The sequence below is a fragment of the Hominenteromicrobium mulieris genome, assembly GCF_046197855.1.
GTDB classification, from domain to species: domain Bacteria; phylum Bacillota; class Clostridia; order Oscillospirales; family Acutalibacteraceae; genus Hominenteromicrobium; species Hominenteromicrobium mulieris.
The window spans coordinates 926,400-945,223 of sequence record NZ_CP173188.1 but is presented as its reverse complement, the minus strand read 5'-3'; the positions used below and the strand labels follow the sequence as shown (position 1 = coordinate 945,223).

17 protein-coding genes and 1 pseudogene are annotated in these 18,824 nt (G+C 47.6%); 1 reads left to right on the top strand and 17 read right to left on the bottom strand.

Translation table 11 applies throughout. The features are described from left to right. Position 1: 1 nt before the first annotated feature. The 16 genes and pseudogenes from ACI0CA_RS04465 to ACI0CA_RS04390 all read right to left on the bottom strand — a co-directional run bounded on the left by ACI0CA_RS04465 (position 2) and on the right by ACI0CA_RS04390 (position 16,962). Entirely contained in the window at positions 2-829 is an 828-nt protein-coding gene (locus ACI0CA_RS04465) for a DUF6674 family protein (protein ID WP_022278671.1), read from the bottom strand. Positions 830-834: 5 nt separating this feature from the next. Beyond that, complete coding sequence (locus ACI0CA_RS04460; RefSeq protein WP_446806526.1) at positions 835-1,644, bottom strand: PcfB family protein; 810 nt, start codon at positions 1,642-1,644, stop codon at positions 835-837. Next, positions 1,628-3,010, bottom strand: coding sequence for a relaxase/mobilization nuclease domain-containing protein (locus tag ACI0CA_RS04455; protein WP_446806527.1), 1,383 nt, complete (start codon positions 3,008-3,010; stop codon positions 1,628-1,630). The genes ACI0CA_RS04460 and ACI0CA_RS04455 overlap by 17 nt, the downstream gene beginning before the upstream one ends. After that, complete coding sequence (locus tag ACI0CA_RS04450) at positions 3,001-3,342, bottom strand: plasmid mobilization protein (protein WP_155219413.1); 342 nt, start codon at positions 3,340-3,342, stop codon at positions 3,001-3,003. The genes ACI0CA_RS04455 and ACI0CA_RS04450 overlap by 10 nt, the downstream gene beginning before the upstream one ends. Beyond that, positions 3,339-3,470, bottom strand: a complete 132-nt coding sequence (locus ACI0CA_RS04445) for a DUF3789 domain-containing protein (protein ID WP_412278161.1) — start codon at positions 3,468-3,470, stop codon at positions 3,339-3,341. Before ACI0CA_RS04445 ends, ACI0CA_RS04450 begins: the two co-directional genes overlap by 4 nt. Positions 3,471-3,610: 140 nt before the next feature. Next, positions 3,611-4,681 carry a YodL domain-containing protein gene (locus tag ACI0CA_RS04440; protein ID WP_332017849.1) on the bottom strand — a complete coding sequence of 357 codons (1,071 nt, stop codon included), beginning with the start codon at positions 4,679-4,681 and terminating at the stop codon, positions 3,611-3,613. Beyond that, positions 4,678-5,646, bottom strand: coding sequence for a DUF3991 domain-containing protein (locus ACI0CA_RS04435; RefSeq protein ID WP_197049459.1), 969 nt, complete (start codon positions 5,644-5,646; stop codon positions 4,678-4,680). Before ACI0CA_RS04435 ends, ACI0CA_RS04440 begins: the two co-directional genes overlap by 4 nt. Before the next feature lies 1 nt (position 5,647). Further along, positions 5,648-5,971, bottom strand: coding sequence for a hypothetical protein (locus tag ACI0CA_RS04430; protein ID WP_197049460.1), 324 nt, complete (start codon positions 5,969-5,971; stop codon positions 5,648-5,650). 32 nt (positions 5,972-6,003) lie between these two features. Next, a pseudogene (locus tag ACI0CA_RS04425) lies at positions 6,004-6,306 on the bottom strand (DUF3848 domain-containing protein); the annotation flags it as partial. A gap of 92 nt (positions 6,307-6,398) precedes the next feature. Further along, on the bottom strand, positions 6,399-6,854 hold the full coding sequence (locus tag ACI0CA_RS04420) for a zinc ribbon domain-containing protein (RefSeq protein WP_118670922.1): 456 nt from the start codon (positions 6,852-6,854) through the stop codon (positions 6,399-6,401). A 134-nt stretch (positions 6,855-6,988) separates the two neighbouring features. Then, positions 6,989-7,423 (bottom strand): GNAT family N-acetyltransferase, encoded by a 435-nt coding sequence (locus ACI0CA_RS04415; protein ID WP_177974191.1) that lies wholly within the window; start codon positions 7,421-7,423, stop codon positions 6,989-6,991. Positions 7,424-7,446: 23 nt separating this feature from the next. After that, the gene (locus ACI0CA_RS04410) at positions 7,447-7,830 is read right to left on the bottom strand and encodes a GNAT family N-acetyltransferase (RefSeq protein ID WP_446806528.1); all 384 of its coding nucleotides are present in this window, start codon (positions 7,828-7,830) and stop codon (positions 7,447-7,449) included. A 29-nt stretch (positions 7,831-7,859) separates the two neighbouring features. Next, positions 7,860-8,486: an alpha/beta fold hydrolase gene (locus tag ACI0CA_RS04405; protein WP_197049461.1), complete on the bottom strand. Its 627-nt coding sequence runs from the start codon at positions 8,484-8,486 to the stop codon at positions 7,860-7,862. 138 nt (positions 8,487-8,624) lie between these two features. Continuing rightward, entirely contained in the window at positions 8,625-8,936 is a 312-nt protein-coding gene (locus ACI0CA_RS04400) for a DUF6664 family protein (protein ID WP_197049462.1), read from the bottom strand. A 155-nt stretch (positions 8,937-9,091) separates the two neighbouring features. Beyond that, positions 9,092-14,854, bottom strand: a complete 5,763-nt coding sequence (locus ACI0CA_RS04395) for a DEAD/DEAH box helicase family protein (RefSeq protein ID WP_419573946.1) — start codon at positions 14,852-14,854, stop codon at positions 9,092-9,094. A 1,808-nt stretch (positions 14,855-16,662) separates the two neighbouring features. Continuing rightward, positions 16,663-16,962, bottom strand: coding sequence for a TnpV protein (locus ACI0CA_RS04390; protein WP_412191312.1), 300 nt, complete (start codon positions 16,960-16,962; stop codon positions 16,663-16,665). A gap of 733 nt (positions 16,963-17,695) precedes the next feature. Between ACI0CA_RS04390 and ACI0CA_RS04385 the strand changes: the two genes are divergently transcribed. Next, positions 17,696-17,872, top strand: a complete 177-nt coding sequence (locus tag ACI0CA_RS04385; protein WP_419573901.1) for a hypothetical protein — start codon at positions 17,696-17,698, stop codon at positions 17,870-17,872. On the opposite strand, the gene ACI0CA_RS04380 is transcribed toward ACI0CA_RS04385, so the two are convergent. Further along, positions 17,860-18,801: a hypothetical protein gene (locus ACI0CA_RS04380; RefSeq protein WP_197049464.1), complete on the bottom strand. Its 942-nt coding sequence runs from the start codon at positions 18,799-18,801 to the stop codon at positions 17,860-17,862. The two genes, ACI0CA_RS04385 and ACI0CA_RS04380, sit on opposite strands and share 13 nt — an antisense overlap. Positions 18,802-18,824 lie beyond the last annotated feature (23 nt).

Genomic DNA, 18,824 nt, shown 5'->3' with positions numbered 1-18,824 from the left:
TTTACCTCTCTTTTGATAGATTTGATTTTTGCGGGTGCGGGGCGCTAATCTGCCCCAACGCCTGTACTGTGCGGTTTTCTTCTTTGGAAGTGGTCGGCTCGCTGCGCTCTGTTCCTTTTTCTGCTTTCGCCGCCGCCCTATATCTGCTGAGATTTTCTTTTACAGACGATTTCACACGGGAAACTCTGAGCTTATCCGCCGTATCCATCGCCTTTTGCTCCAAAGACGCAAATCCTTTCTGCGCTTTTTCAAATAAACGGGACAACCTTGATAATACGCCTTTATCCGTTTTGGAATGTTCCGCTTCCTTTGCGGCTTTCCCCATAAACAGCAGCCCCATATTTTTCAAATGTCCCTTTGCACCCTGAAGCTCCGTCTGCATAGCGGACAGCTTTTTTGTATCCTGCGCCATCTCTTTTGACATTCTGCCAAACATAGCAGACAACTTATCCAGCGCTTCGGGGATTTTCATTGCCCTGACCGACTCGGCGAGGGCGTCCCTGCCTCTTTCCCGGAACGCCCGCACAGCGTTCCCGGCTGACTGGATCAGATTGTCCTTCATCTTTTTGACTGCGGAAAATCCCTGACGGATTTTGCCCTCCGTTTTTTCCACAAGGGTATGGCACTTGCTCCGCAGCGTGTTGTTGTGGATCAGATTGATTTCACGGCGCATATCCTGAAGCTCGCCGAGCATTTCTGTCAGCGTTTCTTCCATACCTCCGATATAGCTTACCAGCGACTGCACCTCGCTTTTCTCTTTCATCAAGCCGTTTTTATCGAGTGTGCCTAACAGCTCCACGATCTGCGGGTGTTCCTTTAGTTGATCCATTTCGCTCACCTCTCTTTCGGCTTCTTGGATTTCTTCGGCTGCCTGTGAACGGTCTGCCGATTGGCTTCCGGGGTTTTCGGCTTCTCTTTGGAAACCTCCGGCACAGTACGCTCTGCTTCCTTTTCCGCTTTGGCAGCCGCCTTGTATCGGTCGAGCTTTTCCTTAACCGAAGGCTTCTTATCCGCCGCCTTTGCGACACCCTTATCAGTGTGCGTACCTGTCGTTTCTAAGTCTCGCTCGGACAGAGGGCTTTTGTCCGTCTTTGCGACTGAGGGGTTTTGGTGGGAATTTTCCTCCTTCTGCATTGGCTTTCCCATCGCTTCCTCCACGATGATCTCGCCCCTTGATTTCGTAGGCACTTCATTGGCAGCCGCTTCACGGTCTGCCACATCTTTTTCCGCTTCGGAAACAATGGAAGCCTTATCGACTTTACCGAGTTCAAAGCGGTCGGAAATACGCTGGATTTTCGCAGCGTCCTCCGCACGGGCGATAATATCGACCATCGCCGTATCGCTCTTGGTGTTTTTATCACGCAGAACGCAGTAAAGGACGCCGTATCGTTTTGCCTGTTCGGTAAACTTCGGCAGGTCTTTCTGCTGGAATGAAAAGACCTTCAGCTCCTTGCCGGACTTAATCATATTGGTAAGCCGTGCTTTCCCTCGTGTCTTATTCGACTGGCTGATCTCCTGCTTCAGCACGGAAGCTAACAGAATAGCGATATTCTTCGCCGCCGAGCCTGTGAGCCGGACAGCCACTTCAAATCCTTCAAGCGATAGCCTAACGATTTGTTCTGCTGCGTCACCGCCGTTGTTCATAGTTTCGGGACTCCTTTCTTTGAGATTTTTCTTCCTCTGCCTTGACTTGCGAAAGGGTATCGGCAATTACGCCTGACCGCTTTGCAATTCCATCGCAGAGCTTTACTTCTTTGCGAAGCTCTTTCAGGCGTTCGGAGATAGCTGAAATTTTTATCTTTGCCGCCGACAGCCGTTCATCTGATATATCTACCTTTCGTATTTCATTTCGGAGATGTGTTCTGTCGGCGGTAAGGGTTTTGATTTCGTCCTCAACCGACCGCTTATATGAAAAAAGCTGCTCATCCGTACCGATCTGGTGCTTGCCGAGCAGCGTTACCTGTTTGGTGAGTTCGTCCATCTTCATCAGATCGTCTTTGAGAAGATAGTGAAGCCTCGCCGTATTCTGTTGTTTCTGATTGTGCTTCGGAAGGTAGCCGAGCCGATAGCAGTAGTATAGATACAAGCCATACAGACCGCCGACCTTTTGGATTTTGCTTTCTCTTGTGGGCAGGCGGTACTGCCGGACAATATAGGTCTTTGGCTGGAACGGCTTGAACACGATATTATCCCGGTTGGCAATCAGCCGTTCAAGGATTTTCTCTTTGGTGTATTCCTCGCCGAGCCGGTAAGTCCGTATCGGTTTTTCACTGCCTTTCGGTGTGACCGTAGCGTACTTACGATTGGGACTGAAATTCGAGTGATAGCCCATCACGCCCAGTTCATATTGGAACTGCCGCAGGTTGCGGCTCATCGCAATCGCTTCGTCAATCGCTTTCTTTGCGTTGTTGTATCGGGTAGGCATACCCGCCTCGTCCTTCATCGTAAGATAGGCGGGCGATCTGTGCAGCTCCGGCTTTTCTACAATGGACAGCTTATGTTCCAAGCAGATCTCATCGGCGATATGGCGGAAGTAGTACCAAGACTTTTCTTTGTCTTTCAGCCGCTTCCCATCGGCAAAGGAAACGGAGTTGATGACAAAATGGCAGTGGAGATGTTTCGTGTTCAGATGGGTAGTAACGACCACCTGAAACCGCTTGCCCCACATCTTTCTTGCAAACTCCATTCCGATCTGCTGCGCCTGTTCGGGCGTGACCTCGTTTTCCTTAAAGCTTAGATACCCGTGATACGCCTGAATCCCGTCCGTCTTGCCGAACTGTTCCTTGACGGTAATGAACTGGTCACGAGCCATCGCCACATTGCAGTTGATCCCGTCACAGAAAAACTCGTGTTCCGTTTTCTCCTCGTCCTTCGCATAGGCAAGCACATCTTTGAGCGCCTGATAATCTTCGGCAGAATATTCGGGGTTGGCGGTCTTTTCAGGATTGGTCGTATAGTCCAGTACCTGACCGAGCCGGACGCTTACCTTCCAAAGCTTTGTTACTGCCATTTCAATCCGCTTTTTTCAGGGCGCAGAAATTCACGCTCAATCGCCGCCTGAAACTTGTGCCACCTCAGCGCCTCGTTCTTCAGCATTTGCGAATCCACAAAGCCGAGGGCGTTCGCTTTAATGGCAAGCTGATTGATGTTGTTGCCGATAGCGGAAAGCTCCCGCATAGCGTCATAAAATCTCTCGTCCGGTTTTTCTCTCGGCTCATAGCCACGAATCAGCAGGCGAATCAGCGCCGCTTCGGTCAGGCAGGCTTTCTTTGCTTTCTTCTGCAAGTCCTGAGCTTCCTGACGGTCAAACCAAATATGTTTGTCTACATTCCGCTTCCTCATTTCTCATCGTCCTCCTTTCGGGCGGTAGAGCCGCCGTGGATTCGATTGATCTGCATAAGGCACATTATCGAAATACCGATAACGCCGCCGAGCAGGAAGCCTATCATAAAGAATAGAAATTCGTGCATAGTCAAAATCCTTTCCTGTATTGGGGTATTAGGGGCAGCCCCTAACGAGCTTTTACTGTTTGAATCCCGTTTGGGGATACAAACAGTCTGCTCGCTAAGCTAACGCAGACCTGTCGGGCTGCCCCGTATTTTCCTGATATTTATCGTTCTTTGTCCGCCCTGTCGGGCTTGAACGGCTCGATCTCAATCCCGTGTGCGGTTTCGTGGAATCGCTCAGGATACCGAAAAAGCCGTTTGTATTTCAGTAGTTGTTCGCTCGATAAGCTGCTGTATTTCTCATCGGCGATATTGGAACGGGCAATAAAAAAATCGCCGTGAATGATGTCGGCGACCTCTCTTGAATCTTCCATTAAGAAGCATTTTTCTATTTTCCAACCGTCCTTACCGCCCATTTCGTCCGCCATCAAGCCCTCCATTCTCAGGCACGGATCAACACCGTCCAGAGAAGCACCGTAGATGGAATAGCCGCCCATACGGGACTGGAACGCTTTGTTGTCCGAGCTTACTTCATAAGTCCGTTCAAATTCGCTGTACGGTTTTTTGAAGGTATCGGCGGTAAAAATGATATGTGCGGTAAGGTGCTGCCTGTTGTTTTCCGCTTCCCGAAAAAGAGATTTCAGGTCGCTGTAACTCATCTGTGTGCGCTTCGGCGGCTGGTAGACCGCCCGATTCATCGGCAGCTTTTCCTGCTTTCCGTCACGGTTGCAGACGATAGCGGCGTCATCTTCAAAGGGCATATACTCGTCTAAACCGCCTCCGCCGACCAGTTCTTTCATCGCTTCATAGGTGTTCGGTATCTCTTTCACAATCGGAGATTTGCCGACCGGAACGAGCAGGACAGAGATTTTCTCCTGCTCGGCAAGCGATAGGAAGCGGTCGCTGACCTGCGTCTTTTCCGGCTCAAAATCAACCTTCTGAAAACCAAAGCTGTCGCAAAAGTGGAAGTAGCTTTTTCCGGTATTCCCGTCAATGATCTCCACCACATCGGACACGGACATCGACCGCCCTTTATATCCTGCGGGGTGTTTAAGATTGAAAATCTCATAGAGTTTTTCCAGCGTGAAGCAGTTTACTTCTCCCTCGAACACCTTATCATAGAGGCTGCTGTCGATCTCTGAGCTGCCCTGAAATTTAGGCAGGCTCTCATAATTCATAAAGGCGACATTGTTGGCGTCACGCTTCATATTGATCTGATAAATTCGTACATTCAACGCTCATAGCTCCTTTCTTTGGATTTGTAGATTCCAAGCTGTATGCAGAGGTAATCGTTATAGTCCTTGCCTTTCTTCGGCGGCTCGTCAAAGACCTCGTACTTGTTTCTGAGCAGTTCTTTTAAGGTGTTGGCACAGAGCCTTCCCGTTTTGTCATTGTCCAAGTGCAAATGAATCGTCTTGATAAGTGGATTTTTCTCAAGGAAAACGGAAAGCGCAATCGGAATTTTGCTGTCTTTGCTCTCTTTCTTCGGCTGATACACGCCCGAAAGAGAGAGCAGATTTTCTGCTTTGTAGTCCTTGCCCTGAGCTTTTAGCAAAGTGGCATAGGACAGCAAATCAATGGCGGCTTCAAACAAATGCACCGACTGGCAAGGCTCTTTTGCAAGCAGGCGAAAGGAATATTGCTTGTCGCTTCCGTATGCGTCTCCCTTAAAGGTACTGCTTCCTAAACCACGGTAAGCGGCATATTTGGGCGTCCCTGTTTCGTCCTTCCCGACAAAAACCGCATTATGATAGCGCCCGTTGCTTTCAAAAATCACACCGTCCGCAATGCACTCCTGAATAATCTGATAGTCAATGCCACGATTAAAAAGATACTGTATTACCCGTTTACTGTCTTGATATTTTTCCGGCAATCGCAGTACCTTTGGCTCATTTTTTTCTTCTTTTTTCGGTGGCGGCGTCCAATTTGCCAGTTCTTTTCCCGTAAGGATTTCCACTGCGTCCATAAAAGAATAGTTCCTGACTTTTATCAGATAGTCAAGCGCATTATAACCGCCGAAACCTTGCGACCACCAAAACCATTTGCCATTGGACATTTTCAGGCTGTCGTGGTCAACAGTGCGATATACATTTCTCGTCCCCTTGACTTCTTCAACATTATCCGGCTCAAACTTTCTCAGATAGGTTAAGAGGTCAATCTGCCGAGCTTGTTCAATCACCTCCGGCTCAATATATGGCATATCAAATCTTCCTTTCCCTGAGAAGCTCAGCGACTTTCTTGATGGAATCCTCCATATCTTCTACCTCGATATTCATCATCCACTCGTCCCAAGACAGCTCCAATACATTCTTTGTTTTCATCAGGGAGCTTACCATTTCTGGCGGGAACTCCGTGTTCTCCACATAGTCGTACAGCTCACACATAAAGATAAACTGCTTATCGTTTGTGATGATTGTGACCTGCGGCTGGCAAAGATACCTCCGCACATAACGGATCAATTCTCTTTCAAGCTGGCATTGAAGTACCAGCATATCCCCACGGATTGTTTTTAATTTGTGTACCATTTTTCTTACCTGCTTTCTCTGTTTTTGTCCCGTTTGAGTACATCGTTTGCCCTTGTTTCAATGGAATCCCGAATGGTATCCATATGCTCAACTTCTCTGTCCTTAAACTCCTTATAGACATCATCAAGCGGGCAGGGGGATCGGAGCAATGCCTTTGCCTGTTTCGGAGAAAGCTCCAGTTCCTCCATACACATCACAATGTCCTCTCTCATCGTATACTCGTAGGTATGATTCAGAATTTCCTCCGGCGGCTGTGAAAGCAGCCAGTCCCTGTACTTATCCTGCTCGGCTTTCATCTTGTCGTAGAGCAGAGCGTTATAGTCTGTTTCGCCCATAGCGAACACCTCCTTAAGCAAAAATATAGCCGCTTGATTTTTCATAAAAACCAAGCGGCTATGTAAAAGTTATTTAAGTATAAAATTGATGATTATTTGATTTTCTCTTGAGTTTTCCAGTGATTTAATTTAGGCAGCATATCCGCCATATATCCCCGCACCTGTTCAGCAGACCAATTCTCATTTGACATATGCTCAACACAAAAAGCAATTAAATCATCAATATTGTCATATGTGAATTTTCCGTCTGTATAACACCATTTACAGTATTCTTCATTGAAAGTACCATCCGGTTCTTTACTGATCGTGGAATCATCAAGCGGCATACCACAGCATTGACAAATGAGTTGTCTCGGAGAGCCTAAAAGTGTATTGATGGAAACATCAAAAAAACCTGAAAGTAATTTTAGCGTTTCTGTATTGGGGATTGTTTCTCCATTTTCCCAACGAGACACTGCTTGTCTTGTGACATAAACTTTTTCTGCAAGTTCATCTTGCGACAGTCCTTTTTTTGTCCGGAGTTCAAGTATGACATCTTTTGTCTCCACTACAAATCACCTCCTTGTAACAAATTATAAGGCAGATAAATCTACCAAACAAGCAACTCGCTGTTGCTAAAGCCCTGTGCAATCTAAAATCTCTTTATTAATTATGTGAAATAAAAAATCACAGTGAAAAATGATTATTTTTCAAACTTCATAGGTATATATCGTATACCGTCCGAAAGTTGCTCCGTATCGGTATCTATGAAACCCAGTTTATGATAGACCGGAACTGCATACGGAGAAGAATTTACTGTAATGGTTTTGCTTGAACTATTTTCTCGTAGGAAGTTCCACAACTTTCTGCCAATGCCTTGTCTTTGATACTGTGCTTTCACAAAAAAGCAACAGATATGCTTCCGGTTTTCGTTTGTTGCGATAACTCCCTTTAGTCTTTCTTCGTCATAAGCGCCCCAAAATTCTAATGTTTTGACGATCTCTTTGTTCTCAATAAACTCCTGAAACGACTTAACTCCTTCTTCAGAATAATCGGGAGCCTCAAATTGTAAAAAAGTTTGCCAAATCAAGTCAATGGCATTTGTAATTTGAGTATCATCTATTTTTTTGACTTCCACACTAAACACCTCGTAAATATTCGTTATGACCGTTCTTTTTCAATCGCATAGGATTGCAAACTTCTTTTGCAACCATTCTTTTCATAAAACTTTTCTATCCCCGGCTGCGCTCCAAAATACAGCATAGTAGGGGTATTATCCTTTGCAAGTTGCAAGAGTTTACTGCCTACTCCCTGTTTTTGATATTCAGGAAGGACGAGCAACTCTGTAATCGTGCCGAAATAATATCCGTCTGTAAGAATACGCAAACAACCAATCAGCACTTCATTATCATAAGCGGTAATATTGATTGTTTTAGACAATGCACTTTGCGTTTTTTCAACATCGTAACTGCCTTGCCATACCTGATTGACGAAAGCAATAAAAGTTGCTGCGTTCAATTTTTTATCGTCTACTACATATTTCATCTTTCTGTCTCCATTCAGGATTTACTTCATCAATTATCTACCCAAAAGTCTTGCAAAATACTAACTAACTTTCGAGGATTATCCTTGTTTACTTCGTGACCGGAATCTTCCACGATGACCAGCTTGCTGTTTTTCATTGCTTCGTGAAACCGCTTAGCACTCTCCATATTCGTTTTATCCTTTGCGCCGCAAAGAATAAGAGTAGGGCAATCGAGCGTTGCCGCCGACTCCATAAAGTTCAGTTCCGCCATTGATTTGCTCAAACGAATAAAGTCTTTTTTACTTACGCCCATACTTTGAAATGCAGATTTGGGTATAAGCTTAAATACGAAGTTTTGAAATTTCAGCAGTCCTTTCGGTATCTCAAACGGCGTTCCGATCAATACAAGAGAGTTTATTTTTTTCGGATACTGGATAGCATAATTGAGCGCAAGCAGACCGCCGAGGGAAAGCCCGCAAAGATTTAGTTTGTCTTTGTAAGACTCGCACAGCTCGCTGAACGCCTGATATACTGTGGGATAGTCTAATTTCCTGCCTCTTGCAAGGTCAAATAAATCAGGAGCGATAGAGGAAATCCCCCTCGCTTCCAACACAGTTTTAATGGTATCCCAATCCCTATTGTTTTGTCCCAAGCCGTGAATCAAAATATTTTTCATAGGAAAATAACCTCAGTTTTCTTGACATTGACTCTCAAAAAGCCACTTTATTATATCACTTTACTCTGTCTTTTTCCACCTTGCCGTGATAGATATAGTCGCCTGATTTTTTGTAAAACCAAGCGGCTATGTAACCTTTCACTCTACAATTTTTTTGATTTCCATTCCGTCCATCAGCCCTCGCATATAACAAATGCGGTATTCTTCCAATACAACATTGTTTTCTGCAAGCAGATACTGAATTAAAAGTTTGCATTCTTCTTCGGTAAGAGCAGATGGCTTTTCCAAATCCAAAACAGCATTGAGTTTCTCGTTTTGATGTTTAAGCTCTACTGCCTTTTCCTTTGCAGCCTTCAATTTCTCATCACGGGAACGGGCTTTAGCGAGTACCTGAGACAGCATACTTTCAAGATCGCTTTCAAACAGTTTGATAGAACAGTTTTCTTCCATCGGGTTTTACCTCTTTTCTTTATATGATGTCTCATATTATAAAGACAAATCACTGCCCGCACAAGGAAGCCACAGTTCTATTTTTACTGACACAGCAGTTCAGAGAACTTACTATGTAAAGGCGGTATGAGATTTCCCCCATACCGCTAAGAAAGTTATCGCTCGTAGGCTCTGTCCTTTGGAACTGGTACGCTGTCGCCCTCGTCCGGCGCACCGTCCACCAGCTCATTTTCCCGCTTATCCACATTGAGCAAGCCGTTTAAGACATTGAGCCGATTTGTCTTTTCGGTCAGTTCTTCTTCCTTGTCAAACGGTTTCTCAACCTCTGCTTTCGCAGTGGCGAATTGCTGTTCGAGAGTTGAAAGCTCCCTGCTTTTCGCCTCCAGCCGTTCAGGGATTTTCTCAATGGCATTGTCGATTCGGGTAATATTGCCGATAGCGTCCGTGCCTAAAGAGACGGAACGGGAAAGGTTGCCCTTGATTTTTACCTGATAGGCTTTTTCAAAGGTATCAAAGGAAAGCGCCAAATCAAAGCCCCTGTATTTGCCGAGAGGGACGGGATCGGGCGAGGTCATCTCCTTGCAGGCGTCAATGATTTTCTGACCGCCTTCCGCTTTTTCGGAATAAGAAGCACCCTTAACCTCAATCCCTACAAAGGTATCGTCAAGAGGCTTCGGGTGTTCTTTTGCAAGCGATATATCCTTTTCCAGCCCCGCAATCGTTTCTTTCGTCCGGGCGATTGTTGTCGGGTAATATTTGATGATCTTGTCCTCCAACTCATATTTTTCGGAGAGATAATTTGACTTCAAAAGGCGCAGCTTCTGCACCTGAATATCCAAGTCCATTTTCTCCTTGATGTGCGGATTATCCGCCGCAAGCATTTTAATTTCCGCATAGGAAAGAGCCGTAGCGTCCACATCTTCACAGGAACGCACGGGCGATTTGCTCGTCATAATCTGACTTGCGAACTTTTGCTTGCCCTCAACGAGCTGCCAGCAGTATGCGTCAAAAGTGCCTTCCGTAACATAGCGGTACAGACCGACCTTTGGGTTATCGTTGCCCTGCCGCACCGTCCGTCCGGCTCGCTGCTCCAGATCGGCAGGTCGCCACGGGCAGTCAAGGTCGTGGGAAGCGATGATCTTATTCTGCACATTTGTCCCTGCTCCCATTTTCTGCGTACTGCCCATCAGGATTCGCACTTCGCCACGGCGCACCTTTTTGAACAGCTCCTGCTTCTTTGTTTCGGTATCCGCTTCGTGGATAAACTTGATTTCCGATTCGGGAATACCACGCTCGATCAGCTTTTTTCGTATGTCTGTATAGACGGAAAATTCGCCTGCGCCCTTTGGAGTGGAGAGATCGCAAAATAGAAGCTGCGTCAGCCTTTTATCGCTGTTTTCCTCCCATATACGGAACACCTCGTTCACGCAGGCGTTGACTTTACTGCCTTCTTCATCGGGCAGCATTGGATTCATCATTCGCTGGTCAAGGGCGAGCTTCCGCCCGTCGTTTGTAACTTTCAGCATATTATCCACGCTGGAATCCACATTGCCGCCCCTTATCTTTTCGGCTCGTTCACCGAGAGAGGCGACCATTTCTTTTTGCACCTGAGACGGTTTCACGGCAATGTTGTGATACTCTACCTCCGGTACGGGAAGATTGAGCATATCCGCCGTTTTGATGTCCGCAACCTGTTTGAACATTGCCATCAGTTCGGGCAGATTATTGAATTTCGCAAAGCGTGTTTTCGCTCTGTATCCTGTTCCTTCGGGCGTAAGCTCGACTGCCGTGACCGTCTCGCCGAACATCGACGCCCAAGCGTCAAAGTGCTGCAAATCGTGGTCTTGAAGCGTTCGGTACTGCAAATACCGTTGTATAGTATAAAGTTCTACCATACTGTTTGAGATCGGCGTACCCGTCGCAAACACAACGCCACGCCCTCCGGTAATCTCATCAAGATAGCGGCACTTCATAAAAAGGTCGGAAGATTTCTGCGCTTCCGTCTGAGCGATACCGCCCACATTCCTCATTTTGGTGTAAAGATACAGATTCTTGTAATAATGACTTTCATCTATGAAAAGCCTGTCTATACCGAGTTCTTCAAAGGTTACGACATCATCCTTTCTTGATTGATCGTTTAATTTTTCCAGCTTCGTTTGCAGGGATTTTTTCGTCTTTTCAAGCTGCTTGACCGAAAAACGGTCGCCACGGTTTCGCTTTATATCCGCAATCCCTTCAATAATATCGTCAAGCTGCTGCTGTAAAACAGCCCTCTGCCGTTCAATGCTTATCGGGATTTTTTCAAATTGCGAATGACCAATAATCACGGCGTCGTAATCTCCCGTCGCAATACGACCGCAGAAGCGTTTGCGGTTTTTCATCTCAAAGTCTTTCTTCGTAGCGACCAAGATATTCGCCGCTGGATAGAGCTGCAAGAACTCCGCCGCCCACTGCTCTGTTAAGTGGTTGGGGACAACAAAGAGAGATTTATTGCAAAGTCCGAGCCGCTTGGATTCCATTGCAGCGGCAGTCATTTCAAAGGTCTTGCCTGCACCCACGGCGTGTGCTAAGAGTGTATTGCCGCCGTAAAGGATATGGGCGACCGCATTTTTCTGATGTTCCCGAAGCTCAATTTCGGGATTCATACCACTGAAAATGATATGGCTTCCGTCATACTCACGGGGACGGATACTGTTGAACTTGTCGTTATACAGCCGTACCAGCTTTTCCCGTCTTGCGGGATCACGCCATACCCAATCCTGAAAGCCCTGCTTGATAAGCTCCTGCTTCGACTGGGCGATAGCGGTTTCCTTTTTATTGAGTACAGCTTTCTTTTTGCCCTCATCATCTTCCATATAGTCAAAGACACGCACATCTTTCATATTGAGCGTATCTTCGATAATCTTGTAGGCGTTTACCCGCTTTGTGCCGTAGGTGTTGTAGGCTTTCAGGTTTCCACGGTCATAGGATTTTCCTTCCACATTCCATTCGCCCGTCAGCTTTGAGTAGTGGACTTTGATATTCCATCTCGCATAAACGGGCGTATCCAAAAACTCATACATAAACTGCTGTGCGATTTCTTCAGGCAGCCAAGTCGTGCCGAGCTGTACGAAAATCTCGCTGGCAGTCAGGTCTTTCGGCTGTACCTTTTCGAGCGCCTCTACATTGATTTTGTAATCTTCGGGGTAGACTTCTGCGGATTTTTTCGCCCAAGCGAGCTTTTCTCTCACATTGCCGGAAAGATATTCGTCCGCCATCAGGTACTTTCGCTCGGTGCTGTTTCCGTAGCCGTACATCGGGTTTAGGAAGATAACGCCCTTTAATTCCTCGTAGATTTCCTGCTCGGTCTTGCCCGTAAGGGAACACATATATTCCATATCCACATAGGCTTTTTCGCCCATAGATACGGCAAGCGCTTCACTGGCGGTATCAACCGAGGTAACGGGTGTATGGGGCTTGATCGTCCGCTTCGTGAACATATCCGCCTTGCGCTCCAGCTCCCCGTTTTCGTCCAGCACCTCCAGTGCGGAAAGCAGGGCAAAGGAGCTGTCCTGCGAAAAAGCGGACACATTCGCACGGGAATTGATCAGCCCGTACTTCTTGGAAAAGGTATCATAAAGCGCATTGAGCTTCTGCTGTTCCTTTTCGACTTCATAATCGGGATAGTCTGCGGTCTGCATTTCAATCAGGCTGCGAACACTGTCCCTTATAGCAATCATACCCTTGATCCGGTTTTCAGCCGTAGCTGAACACTCCACCGGCGTCATTCGGGAATTTTCACGGTAATAGATTATATCGTCCACAACCGTATAGGAAAAGTTGCGGACTTCGGGATCAGCGGGAATGGAGTTATCTTCTTCGGTCAGTTCCTCGTCCACTTCGTAATCCGTAATCTCTGCGTGGATATTAGAGATTGCTTCGTCCAAAAGCTCGGCAAGGTCGGCATTTTCATAAGGGACAACGGTATCTTCTTCGCCAAATCTGCCGGACACGGTTTTCCATTCGCCTAATACCATTTCGGGATGATCGACAAAGTAGGCGTTCATCTTCACGCCGTTTTCATCGGTGTTCAGGTGTACCCACTCCGGCTCAAGGTCAATAAGTCTGTCCCGCTTCTGTAATATCAAAATATCCGAAACAACCTCTGTCCCTGCGTTCCCCTTAAAGGTGTTATTAGGCAGGCGGATTGCGCCGAGCAGGTCGGCTCTCTGTGCGATATACTTCCGCACGGCTGGATTTTCTTTATCCATCGTGCCTTTGCTTGTGATAAGCGCCATCACACCGCCCGGTCTGAGCTTGTCTAAGGATTTCGCAAAAAAGTAGTCGTGGATTAAAAAGTTATGCTTGTTATACCTCCTGTCATTCACTCGAATATCGCCGAACGGCACATTGCCGATCACGGCGTCAAAAAAGCTGTCAGGGATATTTGCTTCCTCAAACGGCTGCGCTGCTATAGAGGTTTTCTGATAAAGCTGCTGTGCAATCCCCGCCGAAATCTTATCAATCTCCACGCCGTAGATTTTGCTGTCCTGCATTGAATGGGGCAGCATACCGATAAAGTTGCCGATACCGCAGGAAGGCTCTAAGATATTGCCCTCCTTAAATCCCATCTGCTCCATTGCCTTGTAGATCGAGGAAATGACAATGGGCGGGGTATAGAAAGCGGTCAGGGTGCTTGCCCTTGCGCTTTCATACTCGTCGGGAGAAAGGGCAGTGTAAAGCTCGATAAACTCGTCCGCCCACGAGGAATTGTTTTCATCAAATGCTTCTGGAATACCGCCCCAACCGACATACTGCGAAAGGATTTCCTGTTCTTCGGGCGTTGCAAAGCGGTTATCAAACTCACATTCCTTCAGCACATTGATTGCCGCCATATTCCTGCGGAAGCGTTCTTTTTTGCCAGCCTCCGGCACTTCGTGGGAAGCAAGGTCAAAGGTGTGCCGTTCGGACATAGGTATATCGGGGTGCAGATCAAAGGTCTGTACCCGTGAGCGCTTCGGCTGGCTGAAAGCAGGCGTAAATGGCTCGGCTTCTTTCTGCTCAGGCTGCTTAGCAGATGTGTTCTGCTTTGCCCGTTCCACATAAAGCCATTCGGCAGCTTCCTTTTCAGAAACAGATTTCTTGACCTGTTCCAAGTAGTCGTTTGCCTGCCACTCGCTCTTAAACTCCTCACTGACGCCCTCATCGTCGATATAGATCGCTTCCGTCAAATCGTCCCAAATGGCATAACCGTCATCGGTTTCAATGACGAAAAATCTCTCGTCGGGCGGGAGCGTATTTTCTCCTGCAATCTGCTCCGCCTGTCTGAGCATTTCATCTGCCCTGTCGGTTGCAAGGTAGGGCGAATCAATGATTTCTATGCCCTGCGGCGGCGGATCAAGCTCGCTGATAAAATTTTGCGGTATGGTATTCCCGTCTTTATCCTTATAGAAAACGACGGTAAAAGGAACGCCGTAGTAATTTTCTTCCTTTATATCCTTTTCCAACTGATAGGGGCTGGTGTATTCAACGCTTTCCCGCACCGTCCCGTCCGTGTGCAGATAGTCGATCCTGCCGACCGGCTTCGACTGCACCGGATCTTCCTTATTGGTCGATACGATGTTTCGGGTGCTGCGCTCTCCGTTTTCAAGGGAAGAAACAACTACATCAAAGCCACGGTCAAGAAGCATATTGACATAAGTTTCCAAGTGGTTTGCCGGAAAGCCGCACATCTGTGTCCGCTGATTGCCGCCGATAGAACGGGAAGCAAGATTCAGCTCCATCGCTTCGCTTACGGTCTGTGCGTCCGCACCGTAGGCTTCAAAGAAATCGCCCATTTGATACAGCACAAGGCTGTCGGGATTAGCACTCTTAATTTCGCTGTACTCACGGTAAGCGTCCGTAAAGCTGCTGCGCTCATTCTGCTGAACAAGCCGCATAAAGCTGTCCTTTTGCTCCAAACGGGGCTGCGGATTTTGCACAGAGCGATCCATCAACTCCACATTCCAGTCATCTACCCGTGTGATTTCAAAAGGCTTTCCGTCCAAATACACTCTGTCTCCGACTTTATAAGCGGCAGAAAACAACGCTTTTTGCTGTTCCCGTGCCGCCGCCTGCTCAATCCTTGACACTACATCATCGGGCAGTCCGTCCACATAGTAGCGGATTTCGCCCTCGCTGCTGATATGAGCAATCGTTTGGTAATCGCCGTTTTCCTCAACGGCTCTGTTCCAGACGGTAAGACCGTTTCCGAGATACCCCATACCAATGTCAAAGGCAGGCGCTTCAGCCGAATCAGCTTTTTCCTCCGGCTGAAGGTAATCGCCGAGTCCTTCGCTTCGGACAGCCTGAATATAATCGTCTTGCAGGATAGTGTCGGGCGTGATAACTGCCAAAACCTTGTTTTCCATATCCTCCTCAAAAGAGTAGGACGGGCTTAGATCACGGGGTGTAACATAAAACTTTTTAATATCCCCGTTGTAGCTCTGAACAGCCCGCTGGAACTTTCTTAAATCCCCGGCAGTAAAAATCTCCTGCGTTACCCAATACATCTCATTGCCGTTTACCAAAGCGGTTTCCTTGAAACGCATATTATGGGGAATGAGCTTTTCAAACTCGATAGAATTGAAACGAGGCTGCTGCTCTGCAACCGCCGTTTGATTCGTTACCTTCAAGTGGTCGTTCATCGGGTTTTCCCGCACCCTGCGGTCAAATTCCGCCCGTTCCAATTCCTTTTGGAATAACGGATACTGCATATCGTGAAGAACGACACGCTTATCATCAAAGGCAAGGATTTCGTATTCGTCAGCGCCCATATATACCGTATCGCCGAGATGATAGGCGTAGTGTGCTTCCTGCTGCGGCTCTCTTTCAGCCGCCTGCGCCGATTCCAGTTCGGTTGGAGCAGAGTAGAGGATTTCACGGTTTCTCTGTTCTTCGGCAAGTTCCGCTCGGCGTTCCTCCTGCTTTTCAAGCCACTGCGGGTAAATCTCTTTTTCCTTTGGATTGAGATAACGGTCGAGGCGTATCAGTTCGGCAATCCGCTTCTCTACCTGATTCCAATTCAGCCGGATATGCGGCTTATCGTCCCCAATGCCTTTTGAGATCAAAATGCCTTTCCCGTCGTGCTGCTCGTCAATGCCTGCGCCGACAATAACAGGATAAGCGCCGCCCCAACCGTATTCGTCTTTCAGAAAATCGGCGTTTTCCTTTGTGGACAAGCTTTTTTCAAACTGCTCATAGATACGGAACTTTCCCTCAGATATGCCGCTCCCACGGGTGAGAACAGCGTCGATAATCTCCTGAGAAAAAGAAAAAGCAGAGGTTTTTTCCTCTGCCTGCATATCCAAAAAGTTCAGTTGTCCATCTACGGAAGGTAACGGCTTCATCGTATCCTGCAATTCGCCGAGCAGCCGCATTGCTTCAAAATGCTGTGCGATTACGCCCCAATCATAGAAGCTCTGCTTTGTGCGGGACAGATAGCTACCCTCCCAAAGCTGAAGCACATTCTGCCAAGTTTTGTACCCGACTCGCCGCCCGTCGCTCAAAATCAGTTCAGTATAATCGTTATTGAAAATACCCTTGATATATTCGGTACGGGCGGCGTTATCGGGATTGCTTTCATAGAAAGCACGAATTTCCTCTTTCGAGGCTTTCAGGTGGGGCGTTGTACCGAGGATTTCACGAATGGTATCGTCCCCGCCGAAAAACGGCAGGCTCTTGTCCTCGTTGCTTCGGTCGTAATAATCTAAGCGAAGATGATCTCCGCTTTCACGATCTCCTGCACTCTGTTCCTCAGATTGTTCATTCCCTGTACCCACTTCATCATATCCGCCGCTTTCAGGCTCTCGGTCAAGCCCTCCTGCGCCGCCATCTGCTTCATCAGGGTTTCTTCCAGCTTCATCGCTGTCTGCTCTAATTCTGCTAAATGCTGTGTCAGGGTGCAGCTCGTCAGAAGATTGTAGTACCGGATTTTGTGGTGTTCTTTGAGAAATTTCCGCCTCATCTGAGCGTACCTTCCCAAAGTTACCTCCGGCTGTTCGGGCATTGTCAGGTCGGGAAGATTGTAATCGCCCTGCATTGTGTATGTCAGCTCGTTCATTTTCAAAGCTCCTTTCGCTTTTATTTTCAGCCTTATTGTAATCGGGTTTTTCTCTGTCTGCAATGATGCGATTTTGCCTTTCAAGAGCAAAAACAGTACGGGAGATTTCCCCAAGCCCCATCTCTGCAATATCGCTTGACGCAATACCGAGGGCGTTCAAGGCTTCCGGCGTATTGAAATTTGTGATGTCGGAAAAATCCTCCCGTTCAAAGAAGCGTTCGGTATCTATCCCAAGCCTTGTCATCATCATATACGCCACGCTGTTTGTTACCGCCTTCTTATACATAGCGGTAATCATATCTTCCGAAAGACCGTAGAGGAAGCTGTCATCTGCGGCATACATCAGATCGCCCAAATAGTCGGGGATATTATCTTCCACGGCGTTTTTAGCGGCGCTCAGAACTGCGTCCGCAAGGCTTTCCCTGTTCTCCAGCTCGCCGAAGGTATTTTCAAGGGATTCGATCACATCGTCCGTATATTCCGGCTTCATATCCCAAATCGGGACGGGGCGGGAATAGCGGCTTGCGTGGGTATCAGAAATATCGAAGTAATGGGTTAAGCGCTGCCTGCTCCGGTCGGCGTCCTCAAATACGGCGATACCCTTAGCGCCACGGTTTACCCAACGCCCAAATTTGTCGTTCCAGCGCTCGATTTCCAATACCGCCGTTGCGTCCGGTCTTTGAGCGTAGATGAGAAGCTGCTCGTCAAAGCGCAGACGATAGTTCCGGCAGGCGCAGCGCAAAAAGGCTTGCCAGTTCTGAACATCGGAAACAACAGCGTGTGCGGTACGGCGGTACAGTTCGGAAATCAGGTCGTACTTTCGTGCCATCGGTTATGCACCTCCTATCTTTCATAGTCTTTCTGTTTCGGTCTTACGGGAATACCGTTTTTATCATAGCTTTTCGGATCGGCGGCAGGGGTATCCCAACCGAACATTGAGCCTGCCTTCATTGCCTCTGCCTGACCTTTCGACAAGCCGAGCTTTTCATTCATCTCATTCACAAGAGCGTTTGTTTCACTGGGCTTGCCTCCCTGAATATCCGTGCGGTAAAATCCGCTTTCGCCCTTTTTGACAATGCCGACGCAGTTTTCCGTCTGCACGAACACATAGCACTGCTCCGGCAGAGAGGAACGGAGCGGAATCACGGTATTGCCGTTTTGCTCCATCCGTTCGGCAAACTCGCAGATGTGATAGAGATTGCTGCCAACTTCCAAATAGTTGTCATTGATATACCGGCAGGTGCGGTCAAGCTGTTCTCCGTCGCTTAAAGTGATCCTGATTTTATCCCCGTCGGGGATTCGGAACTTTTCTTTGTAATCCGGCGTGATAAAGCGGATTCCACGGCTCGCTTTTTCGATATGGTGGTCGAGCCACTCCCGCACATAGCAGTAGCAGTAAAAATTGTAATCCCCACGGGCAGGATTGCACCGTATCAGGAAGCTGTATTTTTCGGTGTCGGCACGGAAACCGTACTCGGTCGCATAGTTGCCCTGAAAGGCGCTGTCGGGATATTTCCCCGCATACTGCGCCATAGCCGTGCGGCTCTTTAACAGCCCGTATTCTTCCGAACGCAGGGCGTTGATAACCTCGTCCAGCTCGCTTTTGAACTCGTCCGTTTTCAAATCCCGCCTGTGGTCAAACCAAGAGGAAAAGAACTCTTTGCCGCCTGCGCCGAAGTCGCCACGAAGATAACCGATACTTCCGGTCTGTCCCTCGATCTGCGTACTCTGCCTGTAAGTGTATTTTTGTTCGTCCGTATGAAGCGGTCGGATTGTAAAAGCCATTTCTGTCTGCTCCTTTTCTTTGC